Origin of the sequence: Halomonas sp. 3D7M, from assembly GCF_014897885.1 — a bacterium.
GTDB lineage: Bacteria > Pseudomonadota > Gammaproteobacteria > Pseudomonadales > Halomonadaceae > Vreelandella.
Window position 1 is genome coordinate 1 of the sequence record NZ_JABUZF010000006.1, and the last position, 1,559, is coordinate 1,559.

The 1,559-nt window shown below is 48.2% G+C and carries 3 protein-coding genes; 1 reads left to right on the forward strand and 2 read right to left on the reverse strand.

The genetic code is table 11. The features are described from left to right. Nucleotides 1-328: 328 nt before the first annotated feature. Complete coding sequence (locus INT22_RS00035) at nt 329-640, forward strand: hypothetical protein (RefSeq protein ID WP_193067425.1); 312 nt, start codon at nt 329-331, stop codon at nt 638-640. 351 nt (nt 641-991) lie between these two features. Here the strand turns inward: INT22_RS00035 and INT22_RS00040 are convergent, their stop codons facing one another. Both INT22_RS00040 and INT22_RS20105 read right to left on the reverse strand, forming a co-directional pair. Continuing rightward, complete coding sequence (locus INT22_RS00040) at nt 992-1,309, reverse strand: TrfB-related DNA-binding protein (RefSeq protein ID WP_193067426.1); 318 nt, start codon at nt 1,307-1,309, stop codon at nt 992-994. A gap of 69 nt (nt 1,310-1,378) precedes the next feature. After that, nucleotides 1,379-1,559 (reverse strand): hypothetical protein (locus INT22_RS20105; RefSeq protein WP_226912291.1); only part of this gene is annotated, 181 nt, incomplete at its 5' end.

Consider the following 1,559-nt stretch of genomic DNA (forward strand, 5'->3'; position numbering starts at 1 on the left):
CCTTGCTACGCATAATCACCCCCCCCCTAACCCTATAGTTTTTGCCTTTAGGTTTTCCTGTAGTTTTTCCTATAAATTTATACCTATAGCTACCCCCGTAAGGGTGTGAATAATGAGCTATTCTCACCGCTCACCAAAATGCGGAGAAGGGGAAAATTTAGAGTAAGAAAAACGAAAAAACCCCAGAGCAAAGCCCTGGGGTTAATTCGTGTATCGTTCAGTCGGCAAACCTACTGGATACAGACGGTAGAAGTTAACGCAAGAGTCGATAAACACTGCCCTAACTGTTAATTATATTACGACAGCAGAAAAACAAGGGCAAGGCAGCATGCGACCCGAAACAGCTATCAGGGTGATTTTCTCGAAAGCAGACCCCTATACAAAGCAGACCAAAACACTCTCTTATGCAGAATTTGACGTGCAGGGGCTCGGCATTGAATGGATTGAAGGGCAGGATGTGCGAAATTCGCCACCTGTGCGCTTACCAAGCCCAATCGAACCAGGCGCATTGATTGACCTATATGTGGCCTTTAGCGGCTCTGTCGTCGCTTCTGAGAGCGACAAAGGGCTAACCTCGCTGTTTGATACTCCTGTTGTTATTGTCACCGATCTTATGACCGTTCAACTTCTCAAAACATAACCCCATGTTGATCATGAAGGTGATGAGGCACAGTTGGTGCGGTAGCGGCGGTCGGGGGATCGAGGAGCCGGTGCCTGGTTGCTGTCGCGGTGTGTCATGCGTTCGCTTCGCTCACCAGCATCCAATTTTGGTCGATACCGACCACCCGTGGCGACTACCCAAAATCCGTTAAGCGCTTGCCGAACACGTTGGTGAACAAGGTGTTGAAAATATCCGCACTGATTTTGAGCGCCAATACAAAGTCGTTTGAAGCGGGCTGGCGGTTGGTCTATTGTTGGTGAGTGCCGCCGTGCAGGTGGCTTAGCAAAGTTTGTTCATTAGAGTAGTTGCTGCTGAATAAGTAGCTTAGAATTAGGTTTCGACGTGACCACCCTCTAACAATACTTGGTCTTTAAGAGCCTCTACATTATCGGGTTTTACCCATACTGTTATGGGCACTAAATGACTAGCGTGATGTTCTGCAAGTCGCTCATTGACGCGCTTCGCTGCCAAGGCTACCCGCTGCCGTGATGTACTCAAACGGCGCGCAATCTCAATTGGTGGCGTACCGTCTACAAGCACAGCGCGGGCAAGCTCAACGGTATCTTGACTTAGGCTCCTGAGCGCAGGCGCGTAGATTTCCCACTCTTTTGGGGTGTACTTCATTGCAAGCACAGATTTTTTAGCCATGTTTGTTCCTATTTCGTGCGCACGAATTTTTAGAAATATGGCAACGACGCTGGCCGCTGCACAGTGTGTTTAAGTTTTTTCGTGATACTGGGCTAGAATCTCACCAATACCCAAGCAAAAAGCATCAAATGCAACGTCTGGGTTTGAAAACTTTCTAGGCTGTTCATGTATTTCAGCGAGCGTATCAGTTAAAAAGTCTTTGACCATTTTGTAAGCCCCTTTGCAATGTTGGGCTGGGGGCGGTTGCCGC

Coding starts and splice junctions, on each gene's coding strand:
- INT22_RS00035 (WP_193067425.1), top strand. CDS start 329: ATGCGACCCGAAACAGCTATCAGGGTGATTTTCTCGAAAGCAGACCCC.
- INT22_RS00040 (WP_193067426.1), bottom strand. CDS start 1,309: ATGGCTAAAAAATCTGTGCTTGCAATGAAGTACACCCCAAAAGAGTGG.